Below are 20,538 nucleotides of genomic sequence, written 5' to 3'. Positions count from 1 at the left end.
ACAATCAAAAACCTAAAAAAACAAAAAAATGGCTAAAGAACTGTTTTTCGACACTATCGCAAGAGACAGATTGAAAAAAGGCGTTGACGCTCTTGCTGACGCAGTAAAAGTAACCCTTGGACCAAAAGGAAGAAATGTCATTATTGACAAAAAATTCGGTGCTCCAACTATCACCAAAGATGGTGTTACCGTAGCAAAAGAAATTGAATTGGCTGAGCCAATCGAAAATATGGGGGCTCAACTAGTAAAAGAAGTTGCTTCTAAAACCGCTGACAATGCAGGTGATGGAACAACAACTGCTACCGTGCTTACCCAAGCAATTTTTAATGCAGGTATCAAAAACGTAGCTGCAGGTGCCAATCCAATGGATCTCAAAAGAGGCATTGATAAGGCTGTACGAGCTATAGTTGAACAATTGAAGGCAAATTCCAAAACTATCTCTACCAGCAAAGAAATACAACAGGTAGCAACTGTATCTGCCAATAATGATGAGGAAATCGGTAAAATGATTGCCGATGCTATGGAAAAAGTTGGTAAAGATGGTGTTATCACTGTCGAAGAAGCAAAAGGTACAGAAACCGAAGTTAGGACTGTTGACGGAATGCAATTTGACAGAGGATACCTTTCCCCATATTTCGTGACCAATACTGAGAAAATGGAAGTGGAATTGGAGAATCCATACATTTTGATCTATGACAAGAAGATTTCTTCTATGAAAGAACTTCTTCCGGTTTTGGAACCAGTAGCACAATCAGGCAGGCCATTGTTGATCATCGCTGAAGATGTTGACGGTGAAGCTTTGGCTACATTGGTGGTCAACAAAATCAGAGGCGCTTTGAAAGTGGCAGCTGTGAAAGCGCCTGGATTCGGAGACAGAAGAAAAGCAATGTTGGAAGATATTGCCATCCTTACAGGAGGAACTGTTATTTCTGAAGAAAGAGGCTATAAATTAGAAAATGCTACTTTGGATTACTTAGGTACTGCAGAGAAAATCAATATAGACAAAGACAACACTACTGTTGTCAATGGCGCTGGAGAATCTTCTGCTATCCAAGCTAGAATCGGAGAGATCAAAGCACAAGTTGAAAAAACAACTTCTGATTACGACAGGGAAAAACTTCAGGAAAGACTTGCCAAATTATCTGGTGGAGTTGCTATTCTCCACATTGGAGCAGCTACTGAAGTTGAAATGAAAGAGAAAAAAGACAGAGTTGACGATGCGCTTCATGCAACAAGAGCAGCTGTTCAAGAAGGTGTTGTTGTAGGTGGAGGAGTTGCTTTTGTAAGGGCTTCATCTGCTTTGGATAACTTAAAAGGTGAAAATGAAGATCAAGATACTGGTGTCAACATTATCAGGATCGCTATTGAAGCTCCTTTGAGAACAATCGTAGAAAACGCTGGTCGTGAAGGTTCTGTGGTGATCAATAGGATCAAAGAAAATAAAGGTAATTTCGGATACAACGCAAGAACAGACGTTTACGAAGATCTGTTTGAAGCGGGAGTAATTGATCCAACAAAGGTTACAAGATTGGCACTTGAAAATGCCGCTTCTATTGCAGCATTGCTACTTACTACTGAATGTGTGGTAGCCGATGTGAAGGAAGATTCCCCTTCCATGCCGCCAATGGGCGGAGGCGGAATGGGTGGAATGATGTAATTTCAAACAACCAATAAAAGAGGGGCCTGAGGCCCCTCTTTTTTTATTCTTTTAATTCTCAAAAGGAAATCATGACCTCTTATTTTTTTAATTGAAAGTAAGTTTTAATTTAGAGTGATTATATTTGAATTACTTCATTAGTATCCATTGCTTTTGAAAGTCAATGTTAACCCCGCATGAGCTCATTTTATTCAATTATTTTAGTAGATGATGACCCAATCAATAACCTTATAAATAAAAGGTTATTATCAAAATTGGGCATATCTCCTAAAATTGAAGAGTTTCTTGAAGCTGAGAAAGCCATTGAAAAAATCCGGACTTTAGGTTCAGATCAGCATACGTTGATTTTTTTGGATATCAATATGCCAGTAATGAATGGGTGGGATTTTTTAAACCAATACTTGATTGAGTTCAAAAAAAGAAAAGATAAAATTGTTGTTTTATCCAGCTCAATAGATTTTCTGGATAGGCAAAGAGCCAAAGAATTTGATTGTGTGGAAGGTTTCATTGAAAAGCCACTGACACCTGAAAAAATCAAAAGTATCATTTAAATGGACTCAAAAACTGCCCTCGATCAACAAATAAGTATGGAATTGTATTCTTTTGGGGAAAATCATTTCGAAAAACATCACCTCACTGCTGTAGACCAAATCCAACCTTTTCTGGATTCAGAAAAAAAATTCTGGCTCAATGTCTGTGGCTTGCATAATGAAAACTTACTTAAAGAAATTGCAGAATTGTTTGATATCCATGTCATTGCACTAGAAGACATCAAAAACAATCAGCAAAGGCCTAAATTGGAGGAATTTGATCATTTTATATTTTTGGTGTCGAAAATGATCTATACAAAAAAAGACATTACGGCATTGGAAATAGAACAGGTCAGTATTGTGTTTGGTAAAAACTTTATCATTTCATTTCAAGAAAACTCTTATGACATTTTTGACCAAATAAGGGTAAGATTGGAAAATCCCCATGGCCGAATGAGAAAAATGGGGACTGATTATTTTACCTATACTTTATTGGATGCTATCATTGATCAATATTATGTGATTCTTGAAATGATGGATAACACTATTGAGGAAATTGAAGATGAAATCATCAGTGACTCCCATAAAATCAGGTTGGCGGATGTCTATCTAAAACGAAAAGCCCTACAGGAAATCAAGAAAATAATCTGGCCTACCAGAGAAGTGATCGCAGCTTGGAGAAAGTCAGAAAACCCATTGATCAAAAGAAAAACCAATCCCTTTATCAATGACATCTACGAACAAACCGTAGAAATTATGGAAAACCTTGAAATGCAGCGAGAAAGCATTACTACCCTTGTAGAAATCTTTATGTCCAATATCAGCCTCAAGCAAAATGAAGTAATGAAAACTTTAACCATTATCGCTACCATATTTATTCCATTGACTTTTATTGCTGGCGTGTATGGAATGAACTTTGAATTCATGCCTGAACTACAATGGGAATATGGCTATCTTATTATTTGGCTATTTTTCTTAATTACCACTTTGGTCATGGTTCGCTACTTTAAATTAAAACGATGGTTTTAATTTGAATATATTTTTTTTAATATTTTTTGTTTTTATTTCAATGTTATTTACTACTTTTAACCATCACCTAAATGTACTTTAATATAATACAAAGAACAGTATACAAGAATTTTTTTCTTGTATATAAAAAATTATCACCCATCTGAAAGGATTAAAAACCTTTCAAATAATCTTTTTACCAATCTTTTAAGATGAGAAATATTATTTCTATTCTTTTCCTGTATTCGTGCATAAATACCATTTGCCAAGCTCAAACTTGGACAGGTAATCTAAGCAGCAATTGGAATACTGCCGGCAATTGGACTCCCGCATCCGTTCCTGGATCGGGAAACGATGTTTTCATAAACAATAGTTCTGCCCCACATCAGCCTATCTTACCTACTAATTTAACCATTCGGGATCTCTTCGTTTCAGCCGGTACTTTGGATTTATCGGGATTCGATTTAAATGTAAGGGATGTCAACCTTACAGGTGGTACCATATCAAATGGAAGCATTCAAACATCAAGGAATATTTCTGAGATGCAGAATATGGTGTTTAATGGAACAATTACGATTATTAAAAATGGAGGTGGAAACAATAATTTAGGAGGTGGAAATGTTTTCAATGGCCCTACTACAATAACCAACTTAAATAACAGCCGACTTCGGTTAGCATCTTCAGTCGGCGACACGTTCAACTCTACGGTAGTTTTCAATAAAAATGGGACAGGAATTCTTGAAATTGCTTATAATGGTGTCAATACTTTTAACCAAGAAATAACTATAAATAATACTTCACCCAATAACCAATTGAATTTTGGACAAGGAGGAGGAACATCTTCTTTGGTTAATGGAGTCTTGGTTACTTCAAACTTTAATACCGGAAATTTAACCATCAATAACTTCTCACAACAAAGTACAGCGCCAAATGGAGAATTTAGACCAAATAATTTTACAGTATCCAATTCAACTTTTCTAGGGGACTTTTCTGTTACCACGTCTGGAACTATAACACTTTCAGGGGCAAATACATTTGCCTCAAATAATGAATTTATTTCTGGTGGTCAGTTTCTAATCTCCCATGGTGGAAATCACTTCAGTAATTTGGCAGGTACTACATCTATAACCAGAAATGGAGGTGGGAATGCTACTTGGGGTCAAGGAAATTCATTTGGAAATTTTATTTTTATTGATAATGCTTCAAGTAACATGACTTGGGAAGGAGATAATACTTTTAATGGACCTGCTTTCATCACAAATAATTCCAATAACGTTTTTAGAATGTCTAATTCGGTTGGGAATATCTTTAATAGCACTGTTCACTTTGTCAATAATGGCACAAGTACTATGGATATTGCCTTTAATGGGAATACCATATTCTCCGACCAAATAACTATTGATAATAACGGAGCCGGGAACATAAGATTTGGTGGTACACTTACCCAAACAGGTACTATTGTGCAGAGTCACGGTGGAATAAATACTAACAACCTCACAAATGGAACCTTGACCTTCAGAAGGTTTACTCAAATAGAGGATTCGCCAAATGGACCTTTCAATCCCCTAAATTTCGAAGTCTCGGACAGTACATTTGAAGGTGATTTTTCAATTTCTGCCATTGGACAGATAACTTTCTTAGGTGGCAGTATGTTTAGAGGAGACAATTCATTTGCTGCAGCCGGAAATATAAGTATTACAAATGGAGGAAATACTTTTAGTGATCCTGGAAAAACCACCACAATAATCAGAAATGGAGGTGGAAATGTTACATGGGTCGGAGGAAACCATACAGGTAATTTTATTTTGGTAGAGAATGCCTCTGGAAATCTAATCTGGCAAGGAGGCAATACTTTTAACGGTAATGTCAGTATCACAAACAACAGTAACAACCTCTTAAGACTCGCAAATTCTACCGGTGATACTTATTTAGGAACAAGTGAATTTGACAATAACGGCAACAACACTATCGACATTGGCCGAATTGGTACAAATACTTATGCAGCCCAAATCACCATAAACAATAACCATGCAGGAGGTTCTATAAATTTCGGGTCTAATGGAGGGACTAATGAATTACAAAGTGGAGCATTAACCACCACAAATTTCAATCGTGGGACATTGAATATTCAAAACTTCACTCAATTATCTAATATCCCAAATGGTTCTTTTAGACCTGATGCTTTTACAGCCGGCAACAATTCTTTTGAAGGTGATTTTACGGTTACCACTTCGGGAGATATGAATCTACAGGCAAATAATAGATTCGCATCCAATAACAGTTTTATCTCAAATGGGCAACTCACATTAGGCGGAAATTCTCAGTTCAGCACCAATACCGGAACAAATTCATTCTTTGAAAAAAACGGAGGAGGATATGTTTCTTGGAATGGTGGTAATACTTTCGGTACAGTACATTTTGTCAAAAATACGGCAAACTATATCCGAATGACCAATAATGGACAAGGGGATAATTTTATCTCAACCTCTTTATTTACCAACAATAGTGCAGGAGAATTTGATATAGCCAGGAACGGGACAAATACTTTTGGATCGACAGTGACTATTAATAATTCTGGTACAGGGGGATTTTATTTTGGTCGAAATGGAGGGTCTTCTCTATTATTAGAGGGTGGATTAGAAACTAGTGAATTCAATAATGGGGTCCTGGAAATCAGAAATTTCACACAAGGAGCATCAGCACCAAATGGAAGCTTCCATCCAGACACTTTTTTATCCAACAACGTATCTTTTCTGGGAGATTTATCTGTCATTACTTCAAATACAGGAATCAATAGTCTAACATTTCAAAACAATAGCCATTTTGCCCGAAATAATATATTTATATCGGATGGTGGAATTGTGATGATAGGTGGGAACAGATTTAGTACTGTTTCCGGAACAAATACCATTTTGGTTAAAAATGGATCGGTCCATAATGATTGGCAGGGAAATAACACTTTTGGAAATATCCATATAACTACCAATGGCACCGGAAGAATTAGAATGTCAAACTCGGCTCCAATTGGTGATAATTTTATCGGTAATGCAACATTCAATCGAAATGGGGCTGGTGAATTTGATCCGGTGAGAACTGGGGTAAGTAATTTTTCCGGAAATATTTCAACCTTGGATTCGACAAACCCTATAACATTTGGATTGAACAATGGGACCGTTAATATCATGGGCAATACAAGTCAGCAGCTTTTGGGGGATTCGGCAAATCTACCTACCATTAGGAGGCTTAGTATGAATACCTCAGGAAATCTTGAGGTTTTGGTGCCATTTAACCTAGGCGTGACGATGACATTGAATAATGGAATCATTGAAAACAATGAAAACCTCATCACCTTTATTGATGGTTCGACTGTAAATGGCGGTTCAAATACCAGTCATATAGATGGTAGGATCCGAAAAATCGGCAATGCCGCTTTCACCTACCCCTTTGGAAATGATGGATTTTATGCGCCTTTGACAACTTCTGGATTTGGAGGAGGTGGTTCCAATGCTTTTCACTTCACAGGGAGGTATTTTCGTGTCAATCCTGATTTGGTGCCATATGATCGGGAAAGTAAAGAGTCAAGTATTGGAATTGTCAATGAATGTGAATTCTGGGAGTTTGATAGGACTAATGGCACTTCAAATCCAACAGTTACACTATCTTGGTCTGAGGGCCGCACTTGCCCAATTGTAGATTACTCAGAATTTATTTTCACCCAATGGAATGGATTTGAATGGGTTAATTTGGGCGCAAATGGATTGAGTGGAAATGGTTCGTCAGGTTCAGTTAGAAATCAAACACCAATTTCAAATTGGTCCAATGGTATTTTTACCTTGGGACAAACTTTTAGGATCCTACCAATTGAACTTCTTCAGTTTTCAGCTATCGCTATCAATGACCGACAAATTAAGATTTCATGGTCAACAGCCACCGAAAAGGACAATGCTTTTTTTACAATTATGAAATCCTTGGATGGTCAAAATTGGTTCCCAATAGGATTAATGGATGGTGCAGGAAATTCTGAGGTCATTCTCTCCTATGAATTTATTGATGAAAACCCCGTTCTTGGAAGACAATTCTACAGGCTAACTCAAACTGACTTTGATGGCAAATCAGAGACTTTTAATGTGGTTGGGGTAACAATGAACTATTTGGGAGAAAATTTTGGAGTTAAAGTATACCCCAACCCCACTCAAGGTAAAGTCAACATTTTAGCCGAAAATCAACATTTCAACAACGCTACCATTTCTATATATAATCCTCAAGGAAGTTTGGTTTACACTTTAAAAAACCATTCCGGAAGAAATACTGAAATTGATCTTAGTGGGTTAAATAAGGGTATCTATTTGGTCAAAATCTATAATAACCACCACGTTGAAACGAAAAAAATAATCCTTAAATGATTACTTTCAAGAATAAGAAAACTTAACCAACTCCTCTAAAGAAATATATTGTAAGGTTTTTTCATTGCACGCCTCTAATATTACTTTTGGTGCACACCCGGCCCGATAAGCCTCCATCCATCTGCTTGCGCATAGACACCACTTGTCCCCTTCCTTCAATCCGGGAAAGGAATACTCTGGTCTGGGAGAAATCAGGTCATTTCCCATTTTAAAACTGAATTGGAGAAATTCATCCGACATCACTGCACAAACAGTATGCGTTCCCAAATCATCAGCCCCTGTCTCACAACATCCATTTCTATAATATCCTGTCATTGGTTCAGAACTGCAAAGCATCAACTCTTCTCCAAATACATTACTAGCCATATCTCATTTTTTTGAATACATAAACCTACAAATTAAATTAAGGATAAGGCAATAACAACTATAATCAAATCTGATCTTCTTTAGTATTTTTTTAATTATTGACCTATTATTGTGTCAATTTCACAATAAACCATGCATCCAATTCATTGTGCAGTTATTAAGATAGGTTCAAATGTGGTTACCACTGATTCTGGGCAACCTGATGAGACCCGTATGGAGCATTTGGTGGAACAGGTCTCCGTTCTGATCGAAAAAGGAATCAAGATTTTATTGGTGACCTCAGGTGCTGTAGCCTTCGGAAGGCAGGAAATATCCCTTCAGGAAAAACTGAACCCGGTCCTCAAAAAACAGATTTGGGCCTCAGTAGGTCAGATTGCCCTGATTAAAAAATACAAAAATCTTTTTGCCGAAAATGGACATCAAGTGGCACAAATCCTGGTTACCAAGGAAGATTTTAGGGATAGAAAACATTATCTGAATATGAGAAACTGTATCCTTGGCCTGTTATCCCAAGGAATAGTCCCCATATTGAACGAAAATGATACTGTGGCCATTACAGAATTGATGTTTACTGACAATGACGAATTGGCATCTTTAGCCGCAGCCATGGTCAACGCAGATACTTTGATGCTGATGACCAATGTAGATGGCGTTTTTGACGGGCCTCCCTCCGACCCTGCTTCTAAATTGATCCGAATAATTGGACCAAAAATGCCTGAAATTGAATCTGTTGTAAGCCCTACCAAATCTTCATTCGGAAGGGGTGGCATGTTGACCAAGCTTACCATGGCCAGAAAATCAGCAGATCTTGGAATCCAAGTCATTATAGCCAATGGTAAAAAAGACCATATACTACTAGGGATTTTAGAGGACAAAATGCCTTATTCTTTTTTTGAACCAAAGTCCTCTAAACAAAGTCAAAAAAAATGGCTTGCCCATGGTGAGCAATATTATAAAGGTGAGGTAGTGATCAATGCAGGTGCAAAATCAGCTTTAGTATCAGAAAAAATCATCAGCCTGCTTCCTGTAGGTGTAGTTTCGACATCAGGGGAATTTTCAAAAGGAGATATCATTCGGATCATTGATGAAAAAGGTGAAAAAATCGGTCTTGGAAAATCTGAATATAACTCCGCCACAGGTTCTCAGGTATTGGGGCTAAAAAACCAAAAACCATTTATCCACTATGATTATCTCTACCTATTCCAGCATGACTGATTATCAGCAAATTTTCCAGTCCGTCAAATCCGCAACAAGAAAATTACCAATACTCACTGAGGAAGAAATCCTCCGAACCCTAAGGTCCCTCAAAGAAATAACCCTTGACAATATAAATCTAATATTGGAGGCAAACCGCCTAGACTTGGCCAAAATGGATCCCAATGATCCGAAATATGACCGGCTTTTGCTTTCTGAAGAGCGAATTAAAAATATTTGTAATGAAATTACCCAAGTCGAATCCCTGTCCTCTCCTCTTAACAGGGTCTTGGAAAGCAAAATTTTAGAGAATGGCCTAGAACTTCAAAAAATCTCAGTGCCATTAGGAGTCTTGGGAATTATCTATGAGGCAAGGCCAAATGTTACCTTTGACGTATTCAGTTTAGCACTTAAATCCGGAAACGGTCTTGTGCTGAAAGGAAGCACTGATGCGGAACATTCCAATAGCACAATTATATCCATCATTCACCAAGCTCTTGAACTCAATAATATCCCTAAAGACGCCTATCAATTATTGCCAGTAGATAGAGCAGGTACCAAAGCCTTATTGGAGGCTGTCGGATTTGTGGACATTATCATTCCTAGAGGCAGTCAAGGGCTAATTGATTTTGTAAGGCAAAATGCCAAAGTCCCTGTCATTGAAACCGGAGCAGGCATAGTGCATACCTATTTTGATGAAACCGGTAACCTCACAAAAGGAAAAGCAATTATTCACAATGCGAAAACCAGACGGCCAAGTGTATGCAATAGTCTTGATTGTTTAATTATTCACGAGAGTCGAATAAAAGAACTACAAGAACTTGTGGAACCACTTATTAAATCAGGTGTGAAGATTTATGCAGATAAAAAATCCTTTGAGAATATTAAGGGAACACCTGGAGTCGAAATGGCGAATGACAAACATTTTGGAACCGAGTTTTTGTCACTTCAGATGTCCATCAAGACAGTATCGGATTTGGATGAAGCCCTGAACCATATATCAGAATTTAGTTCCAAACACAGTGAAGCTATCATTTCTGAAAACCAGAATAATATTGATCAATTTCTAAAGATGGTAGATGCTGCTGCAGTATATGCAAATGCTTCCACAGCTTTTACTGATGGCAATCAATTTGGGCTTGGAGCTGAGATAGGAATCAGTACCCAAAAACTACACGCAAGAGGCCCTATGGCCCTCAATGAGCTGACTAGCTACAAATGGATCATCAAAGGAAACGGACAGATTAGATAGCCCTTTACTGTCCGTTTCTCTTTTATTTATATCCTTTTTCTATCGGTAAAAACTGCAAACTGATTTAAAAGCTGCTTAAAAATATCGATCCGAGATGTCCATTGGGACTTGCTTACTGCTTACTGCAAACTGTTTACTGAAATCTGCTCACTGAGAATTACTTACTATGTCTTCGGACTTCAAACTGTCAACTTCCCGACTTAAAAAGCATATCCAAATCCAACACCTACCCAAAGTGGCCAAAAACCTCTATTGTTGAAAATAGGATTTAAATTGACTTTCCACATAAACCCACCATCTTCTGGTACTCTCCTATAACCAAAATTTAAGGTTCCCATAACATTGGGTGAGCCATCAATTTCTAATATAAATTCGGTGAAATCATCACGGGAAGTATAAGTTTCGGAACAGACCCAAATTCCCGTAACAGGATCATAGCTGCCATTCTGACAATAGGAAAAGGTCGCACTTTTAAATGCCATAAATGTGGCACCACCTCCGACTTCAAAAAAATGACCATTTTTACCAAATAGCCTGTTAACCTGAATTGGTGCTGAAAAAAACGAATCGCCACCTGAAAAAGCATATCCCCCCGCTCCTACGCGCATTCCCCACGAATCAATTTTATCTTTGTCAAACCTGAAGTCATAATTAAATGAATAAGGTAATCCAGCACCTCCTAATTCAAGGTAAATTGACTGTGTAACAGGTTTTTCTTGGGCAAATGCCATGAAAGGGAGAACTGCTATCAATAAGATCAAAAGGAAATTTTTCATAATCTTAATTATTTATATGTATTAATGAAATGCATATCCAAATCCAACACCTGCCCATAAAGGCCAAAATCCATTTCTGTTGAAAACAGGAATCAAGTTTGCCCTAAAAGTAAATCCTCCATCAACTGGGATTTTTCTATAGCCGAAATTTAATGTTCCCATTAAAGCCGGAGTATCGCCGGAATTTAGAATAAAATCAAAATCTTTTCTGACCTGAGATCCTGAACTGCCCCATCCTGAATATTGATTTCTATAATAAATAAAAGTCGCCCCTCCTCCAACTTCAAAAAAGTGGACAGATCTTCCAAACAACTTATTTACCTGAACCGGAACAGTCAAAAGGGCATTCCCGTCCCTTCCCCCTGACCAAGAATCAGTTCTTGCGTATCCACCAGCACCTACCCTCATTCCCCAAGAATCCAACCTGTCTTTATCAAACCTGAAATCATAATTAAAAGAATAAACTATTCCAGGCCCTCCTAATTCAACAAAGACCGATTGTGTGGGCGGTGAATATTGTGCGAAAACTTCATTTGTAAAAAGTAAAACTAAGACAATTAATATTGGCAATAATTTAATCCAACGCATATTTTATATAAAATTATAATTAACAAACTGCAAAACTAAAACTATATTTATTTTTTCAACTATAATTTTACATATTCTTGAAATTTCCATTTCCAACTTGACGAACAAAAAGAATGAAATGTTTTGATAGTGGATAAAAAACTTAAAACAAGTATTTAACCATTGGATGACTTTATGATTTAATAACAAAATGCTAATCCTTACTTTAACTGCGGCTATTTTCGAAAAACTACATTTACATTTTAAAAACTAAAACTGGTATAAACCCAAAAAATATAAGATTTATGAAAAGACGGGATTTCTTCAAAAATGGATTTCTGACAACTTTAGGTTTAGGAGCTATTGGCTCTTATCCTGTAATGGCCAACAGCATCGAACAGAAAAAAGGTCAGGCAAAAAACATCATATTCCTTGTAAGCGACGGCATGAGTACAGGTACATTGAATATGGCAGACATCCTGTTAAGACATAAAGAAGGTAGACCATCAAAATGGATCAACTTGTATGAAAGCAGCACTGTCAGAAGATCTTTGATGGATACTGCTTCAGCAAGTTCTTTTGTGACCGATTCTGCTGCGGCTGGTTCTGCTTGGGGAGGTGGCATGAGGGTCAAAAACGGAGCGCTAAATATTGGACCAAATGGTGAAAAACCTGTCCCAATTCTTCAAAAGTTTAAATCATTGGGTAAGGCTGTAGGCTGTGTAACCACTGTTCAGATTACCCACGCTACTCCAGCATCTTTTTGTGTCAATAACAATAGCAGAAATGCAATGGCTGATATTGCTGAGGATTATCTGAAATTAAAGTTTGATGTAATGATGGGAGGCGGGGGCAATTTCTTTAGCTCCGAAAAGAGGTCAGATCAGAAAGATTTGTTTACAGCATACCGTCAAACAGGTTTTGATGTTGTCAGAAATAAATCTGAAATGATGAGTTTGAAGGGAAACAAACCTATTCTTGGTGTATTTGCAGATGATGGACTTCCTTATGCTGTCGACCGAGTCAACAATGAAACTTTGAATTCATCTGTTCCCAGCCTGGCTGACATGACCAAAAAGGCTATTGATGTATTGAGTAAAAATAAAAATGGATTTGTGATGCAGGTAGAGGGAGGAAAAGTAGATTGGGCGGCTCATGGAAATGATGGGCCCGCTTTGCTTTATGATCAAGTTGACTTTGATGATGCCTTGTCAGTTGCAATGGATTTTGCACAAAAGGATAGAGAAACATTGGTAATAATTACTACAGATCATGGGAATAGTAACCCGGGACTTTTTCCCAGTGGCCTAACCGAAAAAAATTTCGAAAAGGTTTATACTACTAACGCTTCCAATGAATGGGTATTGAACCAGATCAATCCTGATTTCAGTACACAACAAGTCATTGACATATTTATGGAGCATCAGCAAATCAACTTTAGAACAGAGGATGCCCAAATTCTATTGAAAAATTATGTCAGAGATGCAGATGGACTGTACAACCCAAACAACCTACCATTTATGTCATTGGCCTCCATGCAATCCCCTCACAACTCCATTCAATGGGCAGGCAACAACCATTCGGGAGACTATGTAGAATTGGCCATGTACGGCCCGGGATCTGAAAGTTTACCAGGATTTGTAAAGAATTATGAACTGCACAATTTTATGCTAAAAGCAATTGGCGTTCAGAAGGACATGTGGGTTTAATAAAGATAAGATAAGTAGTATAAACCTTATTATTCTTTAATCGGTGTATACTTCAATTTTCCTAACCCATACAAATAAAGAATCTTTGAATACCTCAGCATGAGTGGAAGGAGAATAACATTCGCAACAAGCACGGTTAAGATATAGGTCATTACTTCAGGATCATCAAAAAGCCAAGTGAGAATAATCATCACAGTGATAACCAATGCTACTGAAAATGCATAACTGATGTACATCGCTCCATAGAAAAAATCAGGCTCGGGAATCAATACTGCATCACAATTGGGGCATCGCTCATTGACCACTGTTAATTTCCTATAACTAAATATTGAATTAGGGAAAATATTCCCTTCCCTGCATTTTGGACACTTACCCTGAAGCATTGCTGCTCCTAAAGACCTTATTTTCATAAATCGTACTTAATTGGGGCAAATATAACCAATATAGGACGAACAAAAGTGATTTTGGTCACTTATGGGATTGGTAATGTGAAACAATAATCCCCAGTTTGAATTAGTTTAGCGTAAATAAAAAAAACACTAAATATCACTCAACTATTTTAATATTTATAAATTTCAAAAAATGAATACCTTATTCTATATCCAATCCTTCAAAATCAATTTTCTTAATATTTGGCTATATTTGCAAGATGTTGTTGGCAATGAAGCGATATCACCTTTTGAAATGGATCAATTACCTGCTCTTGATCAATTTCATCAATCTTTCAGCAAATTTTTACCATGCGTCTGCCATGGATTCTACCGTTTTGGAAAATTATGACCCCATCGATTCCCTTACTGAATTTGTATTGGAATACGTCCTAGAAATGGATGATGAAACGATTCCTGATACTGAAGTTCCTCATGAAAAAAGAAAGTTGATAGATGTCAAAATTATACTGGAAAAGAACTTCACTTATCAAATTCAAAAATCAAATAAAAATAGCATCACAAAATCTTTTTATTACGAAGGTGTTTTTAAAGAAATTGATTTAGAGCAATCCTCCCCTCCACCCAAATTAATTGCTTGATTTTTCACTATCCCCTATTCAGTAGCTGGGATATATAGCTTTTATTAACAACAAAAAACCTTCAAATCATAAAAATGAAAAGGATATATATATTGCTGGCAATCATATTATTGAGCCGCGGGCAGATTGCCGCACAAAATGATCAAATTGATAGCATCAAATTAGAAAGAATAGTTTTGGACAGTATTTTTTTAGCTGAGTTTGAAGAATCAAAACAAAATCAAAAACCAAAGGTCCTCCACGCTGAACCACTATACATCGATCTTATTCGGGACCTTGGAGCACGGAAAGGAGAAAAAGAGTGGAACGTAGGAATGGGAATGACAGACAAACGGGATTTTGATGAATATGAGTTGCTGGTGGAATATGAATGGGCACCAATAGACCGATTGGGATTCGAAGTTGAAGTTCCTGTGACACTCTTTAGCAAAAGAGAAGATCTTCCATCTGACCTTACCCAACCTGCCAATAGGATCGAATCCCTGAAGCTAGCCACCCAATGGTCTTTTCTGGTATCAGAAAAAGTCAAAACCAGTTTGGCACTTGGGTATATCCATGAGTTTGAGTTTGTGGATCTTAACAGAATTGGCCGTGGTGATCTTTTCAAAGGAAATGTCTTCAATCCCTTTTTTATTGCTGCTAAAAGGTGGGGGCGTAATTACCATAGCCTTATTTATACAGGTCCGCGAATTGAAAAGGGATTTAATCAAAGAAGCGAATTCAGTTATGAAATCCACACCAATCTTCACTATATGATTGCAGGAACCAGAAATTTCATTGGAATTGAAGTCAACAAGGAGATACACAATGGGAAATTGGAAGCCATAATGAGACCACAGATGAGAGTTGGCCTTGCCGAAAACCTAATGGTGGGTATCGTTACCGGTATTCCGATCAATAGAGCTCGGGAGGGCCTCAGTTCATTTATCAGGATCATCTATGAACCTGGGTTTAAGACCTTTCATTAGGAGGGTAGAAAGAAGGAAGGAGGAAGGATGAAGGATAAAGGATGACAGGATGAAGAATAAAAGTTGTAGATTTTAGATTGGGGGAAATGGAGATAAAGCGAGGAGAATAAGAGGAAGAAGTCAGCGTCATTCTGAACGAGCTTTGGGTATCTTTTAATTCACAAAAACCTTTCAGCGAAGTGAAAGCCTGCCACGTAGAATTTCGGGGAATCTACTGTGGAAAGGCAGTGGGATCAAGATTACGGCTGAAGGATCAGCATGACGACTGCTCCAATTACGTTATTGTGCACCGGATTGACTGGCTTTATTGTTTAAAAAAAAAAATAATGGACACAAAAGTGACAAAAGAATACAAAAGTTCCTGATATCCGCTTTGGCGACATAGTCTTTTGTTCCCTTTTGTTTCTTTTGTGGTTCAAATAAAAAGCCGTGGGATTTCTCCTAGGGCTTTTTTTAAAATCTTTTCGGAACAAGTCCCCGGAAATCTTCTCCTATCACCTCGTCCAAATCATAATCTTTCCCTTTTCCCCAACGCAACAATTCCTCTATGGTATAAACCTCAGTAGTTTCAAGGTCCTTTACTTTAAAATTTTCTCCTGATAACCTGGCTAGAATTTCAAGCTTGCGCTTCTCACCCATATTGGTGAATTCATATATTCTTCCTACCCTGAGATTATCCAAAGCAATTGCCATATTATTCTAAAATTAACTTAGGTAAACCAACAGTTCTAGGCATCATCACGGATGATTACTCCAACCGCCTCAAAAGCATATTCCTGCTTCGGTTCAGTAATTGATTCAATCTCTTCCTTGGACTTGCCTGCATCTTCTGCATAATGTCTTAAAGTGGCCACATCAGTTACTTTCTTACTTGCCACTCCTTCAATGATAACCGGATATCCTTGAGAATTTTTGGGGACAAAAAAACCATAATCCTTGAATGTTACCCTCATGGTCTGACCATTTGGAAGGTCTATTGTCATCCAACATCCTTTCATGGCACATACCTCCTTGATCTCCCCTGCTACTTTTCCCGCAAATTCATCATTGGCTTGAAGTTCGCTCACCAATTGGGTTAAGGAAACTACACCCGAATCGTTGATCTCTTCACCAAAGTAACCTGTAGGTGTGTCTACATCAACTTCTTCATTTGTTTTTTCAACAGGTTGGGGCTGACAAGACCATAATAGGATAATGGCAACAAAGGAATAGAAAATGTTCTTTTTCATAATGCTTTGGTTTTTAATTTATCAAAACTAAATATCGGAAGGCTGTAATCCAACTGCAAACAAAAACTTAATCTTTAAGTTTTTCAGCAAATGCCTTTTTGAATTTATCGACTTTTGGTCTGATCACAAACTGACAGTAAGGTTGCATACCATTGTCATTGAAATAATTCTGATGGTAATTTTCCGCAACATAGAAGTTGCTGAAAGGCGTAATTTCAGTTACAATCGGCCTATTAAAAGCTCCTGACTCAGCTAGTCTCTTTACATAAAATTCTGCCTCATTTTTTTGATCTTCCGAATGGAAAAATACAGCTGACCGGTACTGAGGTCCTACATCATTCCCTTGTCTGTTAAGTGTAGTCGGATCGTGTGTAGACCAGAAAATTTCCAATATTTCACCGTAAGTGATAACAGTGGGATCAAACAGCACCTGGATAACCTCTGCATGTCCTGTGGTTGCTGAAGTCACCTGCTTGTAAGTCGGTTTGTCTACATGGCCTCCGCTGTAGCCGGACTCGACCCTCTCCACGCCTTTTAAATCCTGATAAATCGCTTCTGTACACCAGAAACAACCACCTCCCAATGTGGCAACGTCGAATCCTTCGGGAACTTGTACGGAAGTTTTTGGTAAATCCTTCATGTCTTTTTGTCTTTGGGATGGCGCTTGCTGTGCACATGCCAAAGTGGCAAGGAAGAGCAGCCCCATCATAAATTGTAATGATTTCATATCAACTTGATTTATTGCATAACATCTCGAGGACTCAAGAAGTTTTCACAATTGCTTTAATCCTATATAAACTTATTGACTCTAGATCGGAAACAATAGCGTAATCATTTTCCAAAACGATGATTTTTCCCGATCTGTACAATTCCATCATTGCTCTCTCCGCATCTTTTAAAAAATAATGCCAATGTTGGGGATAAATCCATTTTACGACATCAACTAGGAAAAAACTATCTTCCTTTCTCAGCCGACACATTTCCATGATGGCTATTTCGAGGATATTGGGTTCTATATATTGGCGTTTTTGCAACATGATTAATTCATGCCATGACTTTGAGTCATGGTAAGAATTTAAACCTCTAGTCTAGGCATGAATAAACTGGTCAATGGCACACTAAAATAAACGTGGGCGGAAAATTCTTGATGGTTAAATGGCTTTTGATATCAGAAAAATAATTCGCAAACTGATACTTCAACAGATAGGAATAACAAATTTGGATAAACTTTCCATGTCCATTTATGGCTGCTTTGCTCTTTTTATAGATTTCAACACGGGATTCCTTGTTGATTAGACTAAGTGGCAAAGATGAAAGTATCATGTCTGCTTTTTCACCATTGAGGTATTTATCTATATGTTCTGCTGAATCACAGATTATTTTAACATTTTCCTGAGGGAATTCTTTTTCGAGATTATCGCAGAAAGCTTTGCTGATTTCAAACACCAACAAAACAGTGTCTTTCTCCATTCTTTCCACAATTCCTTTTGTGATGCTTCCATCGCCACCTCCAAGCTCCACTATCAACTTTGCTCCTTTAAACTCAGCATAAGAAAGCATTTTGTTGACCAGAGAAGTGGAGCTGAAAGTGATCGCTCCGGTAGTGGAAATATTCTTGTACAGTTCTTTCAGTAAGACACTTTTATTTTTCATATGTTTCTTATAATCTCGCAAGATAGGAATTTTAGAAAAAAATCGTTTGTATTGTTCCTTGAGTTATTTATAAGTTTTCACCCAATGTCTACCCAAGCACAAATTAGCTCAGATTTAATAGCCGATCTCAAAGCTTCTTTTATCAATTTCTGGAAAATAGGAATGCCATTTTTGATGATTTTTCTTGTATTCAGGTTTATTGAAACAAAAGTAGTTTTTGGAATTCACAATTTAGGATTCGAATACAAATCCATCCTCATGGCAGGATTTGTATTCGACCTACTGTGGGTTTTTTATGTTTTGGGTTTTTTATTGATTATCTACATTCTTCTGGGGCTAGTATTCCCAAAATTTAGTAAAATACTGATTAAATCCTTTGCTACGCTTTTAATCTTACTTCAGGCAGGGTTAATATTCTATTTTACAAAAATGCTTTTGCCTTTGGGTGAGGATCTCTATGCATATTCTGTGAGCGATGTAATTGCCACGGTTAAAGCATCAGGGGAATTCAACTTATTAAACCTTGGAGCAGCTGTATTTGCATTTGGGCTAATTTATGGAGTAATCAGTATAGGCAAATGGCTTCCCTTGAATTTCAACTCTGCTGCAACTTTCACGACAATTTGTTATGGATATATTTTGGCTTTTTATTTTTTGCCTTTGGACAATAAACAGCAAATTAGTGAAATCGAGAAAAACCTGAAAATCAACAAATCCCAATATTTTTACAATCAGTCCTACAATTACTTTACAAACAGAGATTATTTGTTTTTTGACTTTTATTTATCTCCACCAACTAAAGCAAATTTATTGGTAGAAAAAGTTTTTGTGGAGCCAAATTATCCTTTCCTACATCAAAACAATTATCCCGATGTATTAAGCCCCTATTTCGCTGAATTTGACACTATCCCCGACCTGGTCTTTATCATCGTGGAGGGATTAGGAAAAGCCTATTCCGGTGAAGCAGCATATTTAGGAAGTTTTACCCCATTTTTAGATTCGCTGAGCAATCATTCTCTCTATTGGAAAAACGGGCTGTCCACAACAGGAAGAACCTTTGGTGTACTTACTGGCATCTTTGGTGCACTTCCTTTTGCCCAAAAGGGATTTATGGAGCAGGCACCTGATTTTCCCCTTCACCTGACTTTGTTTTCTTTATTGAAGCATAACGGCTATTATACCAATTATCATATCGGAGCAGATAAAAAGTTCGACAATGTGTCCTCGTTTTTGGAATATCAAAAAGTGGATAGGATATTGGATCTGTCATCCTTTGATGCAGATTTTGAAGAGACTCCTTCGAAATCAGGATTCTCTTGGGGTTATCCCGACAAGGCCATGTTTGAAAATGGAATGAGAAAGATCCCGAGGGAGATCAACAAACCCCAGCTGTCAGTTTTTCAGACCCAAACTTCTCATGATCCATTTCTAATTCCAGATGAACAAAAGTATTTTGACTTATTTGAAAACTATATCTCCAACACCCTGCGAGCCAATCCTGTGCAGGAAAACAGCTACAGGAATTACAAAAGCATGTATGCCAGCATCCTCTATGTGGATGAGGCCATCAAGGAGTTTTTTGAGGAATATAAAAAAATGCCCAAATATGAAAACACCATATTTATTATAACAGGAGATCACAGACTACCGGAAATCCCATTGGCAACTACCATGGACAGGTTTCATGTACCCATAATGATCTTTTCTGAAAAGATACAGCGGCCAAAAAGAATGCATGGGATCACCACCCATTTTGAAATCACCCCTACCCTCTTGGGCTTTCTAAAAACCCACTATGAACTGGATTTACCATCATTGACTGCCTGGAAAGGTTATGTAATGGATACCTCCTCTGTATTTCAGTCCAACATCACCAATCCTTTGATGAGAAATAAAAACCAATTGATTGACTATCTTAGCAATGAATATGTGTTGTCTGACAACCAACTATATAGGCTTTATGACAACATGGATATGGAGCCAATCACAGATATCAAGTTGAAAGAAAAGTTGTCTCGGGAATTTGAAAATTATAGAAACTCAAACCGCTATGCTACTGAGAACAACAGAATCATCCCTGATTCCTTGAGGGTTTATTTGCCTGTGAGGTAAGTTTTGGTGATAAGACAGAAGACGGAAGACGGGAGACAGAAGATCGTGCCACTTTATTCATTGCTAGTGCCCTACATTTTTAAA

Annotated in this window: 19 protein-coding genes; 10 read left to right on the top strand and 9 right to left on the bottom strand. The window is 37.5% G+C overall.

Going from position 1 to position 20,538, the window contains the following annotated elements; translation table 11 throughout:
* The first annotated feature begins 28 nt into the window (after window positions 1-28).
* From groL to ACEW8U_RS04175, 4 genes are all read left to right on the top strand, one after another.
* The gene (groL, locus tag ACEW8U_RS04190; RefSeq protein ID WP_373520779.1) at window positions 29-1,657 is read left to right on the top strand and encodes a chaperonin GroEL; all 1,629 of its coding nucleotides are present in this window, start codon (window positions 29-31) and stop codon (window positions 1,655-1,657) included.
* 176 nt (window positions 1,658-1,833) lie between these two features.
* The gene (locus ACEW8U_RS04185; RefSeq protein WP_373520778.1) at window positions 1,834-2,208 is read left to right on the top strand and encodes a response regulator; all 375 of its coding nucleotides are present in this window, start codon (window positions 1,834-1,836) and stop codon (window positions 2,206-2,208) included.
* Complete coding sequence (gene corA / locus ACEW8U_RS04180) at window positions 2,209-3,216, top strand: magnesium/cobalt transporter CorA (protein WP_373520777.1); 1,008 nt, start codon at window positions 2,209-2,211, stop codon at window positions 3,214-3,216.
* A gap of 191 nt (window positions 3,217-3,407) precedes the next feature.
* Window positions 3,408-7,598 carry a T9SS type A sorting domain-containing protein gene (locus ACEW8U_RS04175; protein ID WP_373520776.1) on the top strand — a complete coding sequence of 1,397 codons (4,191 nt, stop codon included), beginning with the start codon at window positions 3,408-3,410 and terminating at the stop codon, window positions 7,596-7,598.
* Window positions 7,599-7,604: 6 nt separating this feature from the next.
* On the opposite strand, the gene ACEW8U_RS04170 is transcribed toward ACEW8U_RS04175, so the two are convergent.
* Window positions 7,605-7,964 (bottom strand): DUF2237 family protein, encoded by a 360-nt coding sequence (locus tag ACEW8U_RS04170; RefSeq protein WP_373520775.1) that lies wholly within the window; start codon window positions 7,962-7,964, stop codon window positions 7,605-7,607.
* A gap of 132 nt (window positions 7,965-8,096) precedes the next feature.
* Here ACEW8U_RS04170 and proB point away from each other — a divergent pair, with 132 nt between their 5' ends.
* Together proB and ACEW8U_RS04160 are read left to right on the top strand one after the other, a co-directional pair.
* Window positions 8,097-9,179, top strand: a complete 1,083-nt coding sequence (gene proB / locus ACEW8U_RS04165) for a glutamate 5-kinase (RefSeq protein ID WP_373520774.1) — start codon at window positions 8,097-8,099, stop codon at window positions 9,177-9,179.
* Window positions 9,148-10,410 (top strand): glutamate-5-semialdehyde dehydrogenase, encoded by a 1,263-nt coding sequence (locus ACEW8U_RS04160; RefSeq protein ID WP_373520773.1) that lies wholly within the window; start codon window positions 9,148-9,150, stop codon window positions 10,408-10,410. Before proB ends, ACEW8U_RS04160 begins: the two co-directional genes overlap by 32 nt.
* A gap of 200 nt (window positions 10,411-10,610) precedes the next feature.
* Here the strand turns inward: ACEW8U_RS04160 and ACEW8U_RS04155 are convergent, their stop codons facing one another.
* A complete protein-coding gene (locus ACEW8U_RS04155; protein WP_373520772.1) occupies window positions 10,611-11,186 on the bottom strand; it encodes a hypothetical protein in 576 nt (191 codons plus the stop codon).
* Window positions 11,187-11,207: 21 nt separating this feature from the next.
* Entirely contained in the window at window positions 11,208-11,774 is a 567-nt protein-coding gene (locus ACEW8U_RS04150; protein ID WP_373520771.1) for a hypothetical protein, read from the bottom strand.
* A gap of 284 nt (window positions 11,775-12,058) precedes the next feature.
* Here ACEW8U_RS04150 and ACEW8U_RS04145 point away from each other — a divergent pair, with 284 nt between their 5' ends.
* Window positions 12,059-13,462, top strand: a complete 1,404-nt coding sequence (locus ACEW8U_RS04145; RefSeq protein ID WP_373520770.1) for an alkaline phosphatase — start codon at window positions 12,059-12,061, stop codon at window positions 13,460-13,462.
* 29 nt (window positions 13,463-13,491) lie between these two features.
* Here ACEW8U_RS04145 and ACEW8U_RS04140 read toward each other — a convergent pair whose 3' ends face one another.
* Window positions 13,492-13,872 (bottom strand): DUF983 domain-containing protein, encoded by a 381-nt coding sequence (locus tag ACEW8U_RS04140; protein WP_373520769.1) that lies wholly within the window; start codon window positions 13,870-13,872, stop codon window positions 13,492-13,494.
* Window positions 13,873-14,123: 251 nt separating this feature from the next.
* On the opposite strand from ACEW8U_RS04140, the gene ACEW8U_RS04135 reads away from it, so the two are divergent.
* Window positions 14,124-14,492 (top strand): hypothetical protein, encoded by a 369-nt coding sequence (locus ACEW8U_RS04135; protein ID WP_373520768.1) that lies wholly within the window; start codon window positions 14,124-14,126, stop codon window positions 14,490-14,492.
* 74 nt (window positions 14,493-14,566) lie between these two features.
* Entirely contained in the window at window positions 14,567-15,460 is an 894-nt protein-coding gene (locus ACEW8U_RS04130; protein ID WP_373520767.1) for an HAEPLYID family protein, read from the top strand.
* 453 nt (window positions 15,461-15,913) lie between these two features.
* On the opposite strand, the gene ACEW8U_RS04125 is transcribed toward ACEW8U_RS04130, so the two are convergent.
* From ACEW8U_RS04125 to ACEW8U_RS04105, 5 genes are all read right to left on the bottom strand, one after another.
* Complete coding sequence (locus ACEW8U_RS04125; protein WP_373520766.1) at window positions 15,914-16,153, bottom strand: hypothetical protein; 240 nt, start codon at window positions 16,151-16,153, stop codon at window positions 15,914-15,916.
* 35 nt (window positions 16,154-16,188) lie between these two features.
* On the bottom strand, window positions 16,189-16,689 hold the full coding sequence (locus tag ACEW8U_RS04120; RefSeq protein WP_373520765.1) for a DUF4920 domain-containing protein: 501 nt from the start codon (window positions 16,687-16,689) through the stop codon (window positions 16,189-16,191).
* A 67-nt stretch (window positions 16,690-16,756) separates the two neighbouring features.
* Window positions 16,757-17,329 carry a peptide-methionine (S)-S-oxide reductase MsrA gene (msrA, locus tag ACEW8U_RS04115; protein ID WP_373520780.1) on the bottom strand — a complete coding sequence of 191 codons (573 nt, stop codon included), beginning with the start codon at window positions 17,327-17,329 and terminating at the stop codon, window positions 16,757-16,759.
* 121 nt (window positions 17,330-17,450) lie between these two features.
* Window positions 17,451-17,726 (bottom strand): hypothetical protein, encoded by a 276-nt coding sequence (locus ACEW8U_RS04110; protein ID WP_373520764.1) that lies wholly within the window; start codon window positions 17,724-17,726, stop codon window positions 17,451-17,453.
* 70 nt (window positions 17,727-17,796) lie between these two features.
* Complete coding sequence (locus ACEW8U_RS04105) at window positions 17,797-18,342, bottom strand: class I SAM-dependent methyltransferase (RefSeq protein ID WP_373520763.1); 546 nt, start codon at window positions 18,340-18,342, stop codon at window positions 17,797-17,799.
* An 84-nt stretch (window positions 18,343-18,426) separates the two neighbouring features.
* Between ACEW8U_RS04105 and ACEW8U_RS04100 the strand changes: the two genes are divergently transcribed.
* A complete protein-coding gene (locus tag ACEW8U_RS04100; RefSeq protein WP_373520762.1) occupies window positions 18,427-20,454 on the top strand; it encodes an LTA synthase family protein in 2,028 nt (675 codons plus the stop codon).
* The last annotated feature ends 84 nt before the right edge of the window (window positions 20,455-20,538 follow it).

This window comes from Aquiflexum sp., assembly GCF_041751335.1.
Lineage (GTDB): Bacteria > Bacteroidota > Bacteroidia > Cytophagales > Cyclobacteriaceae > Aquiflexum.
Note: the sequence above shows the minus strand (reverse complement) of the source record. Positions and strands in the feature narration are given on the sequence as shown.

Coding starts and splice junctions, on each gene's coding strand:
- groL (WP_373520779.1), top strand. CDS start 29: ATGGCTAAAGAACTGTTTTTCGACACTATCGCAAGAGACAGATTGAAA.
- ACEW8U_RS04185 (WP_373520778.1), top strand. CDS start 1,834: ATGAGCTCATTTTATTCAATTATTTTAGTAGATGATGACCCAATCAAT.
- corA (WP_373520777.1), top strand. CDS start 2,209: ATGGACTCAAAAACTGCCCTCGATCAACAAATAAGTATGGAATTGTAT.
- ACEW8U_RS04175 (WP_373520776.1), top strand. CDS start 3,408: ATGAGAAATATTATTTCTATTCTTTTCCTGTATTCGTGCATAAATACC.
- ACEW8U_RS04170 (WP_373520775.1), bottom strand. CDS start 7,964: ATGGCTAGTAATGTATTTGGAGAAGAGTTGATGCTTTGCAGTTCTGAA.
- proB (WP_373520774.1), top strand. CDS start 8,097: ATGCATCCAATTCATTGTGCAGTTATTAAGATAGGTTCAAATGTGGTT.
- ACEW8U_RS04160 (WP_373520773.1), top strand. CDS start 9,148: ATGATTATCTCTACCTATTCCAGCATGACTGATTATCAGCAAATTTTC.
- ACEW8U_RS04155 (WP_373520772.1), bottom strand. CDS start 11,186: ATGAAAAATTTCCTTTTGATCTTATTGATAGCAGTTCTCCCTTTCATG.
- ACEW8U_RS04150 (WP_373520771.1), bottom strand. CDS start 11,774: ATGCGTTGGATTAAATTATTGCCAATATTAATTGTCTTAGTTTTACTT.
- ACEW8U_RS04145 (WP_373520770.1), top strand. CDS start 12,059: ATGAAAAGACGGGATTTCTTCAAAAATGGATTTCTGACAACTTTAGGT.
- ACEW8U_RS04140 (WP_373520769.1), bottom strand. CDS start 13,872: ATGAAAATAAGGTCTTTAGGAGCAGCAATGCTTCAGGGTAAGTGTCCA.
- ACEW8U_RS04135 (WP_373520768.1), top strand. CDS start 14,124: ATGAAGCGATATCACCTTTTGAAATGGATCAATTACCTGCTCTTGATC.
- ACEW8U_RS04130 (WP_373520767.1), top strand. CDS start 14,567: ATGAAAAGGATATATATATTGCTGGCAATCATATTATTGAGCCGCGGG.
- ACEW8U_RS04125 (WP_373520766.1), bottom strand. CDS start 16,153: ATGGCAATTGCTTTGGATAATCTCAGGGTAGGAAGAATATATGAATTC.
- ACEW8U_RS04120 (WP_373520765.1), bottom strand. CDS start 16,689: ATGAAAAAGAACATTTTCTATTCCTTTGTTGCCATTATCCTATTATGG.
- msrA (WP_373520780.1), bottom strand. CDS start 17,329: ATGAAGGATTTACCAAAAACTTCCGTACAAGTTCCCGAAGGATTCGAC.
- ACEW8U_RS04110 (WP_373520764.1), bottom strand. CDS start 17,726: ATGTTGCAAAAACGCCAATATATAGAACCCAATATCCTCGAAATAGCC.
- ACEW8U_RS04105 (WP_373520763.1), bottom strand. CDS start 18,342: ATGAAAAATAAAAGTGTCTTACTGAAAGAACTGTACAAGAATATTTCC.
- ACEW8U_RS04100 (WP_373520762.1), top strand. CDS start 18,427: ATGTCTACCCAAGCACAAATTAGCTCAGATTTAATAGCCGATCTCAAA.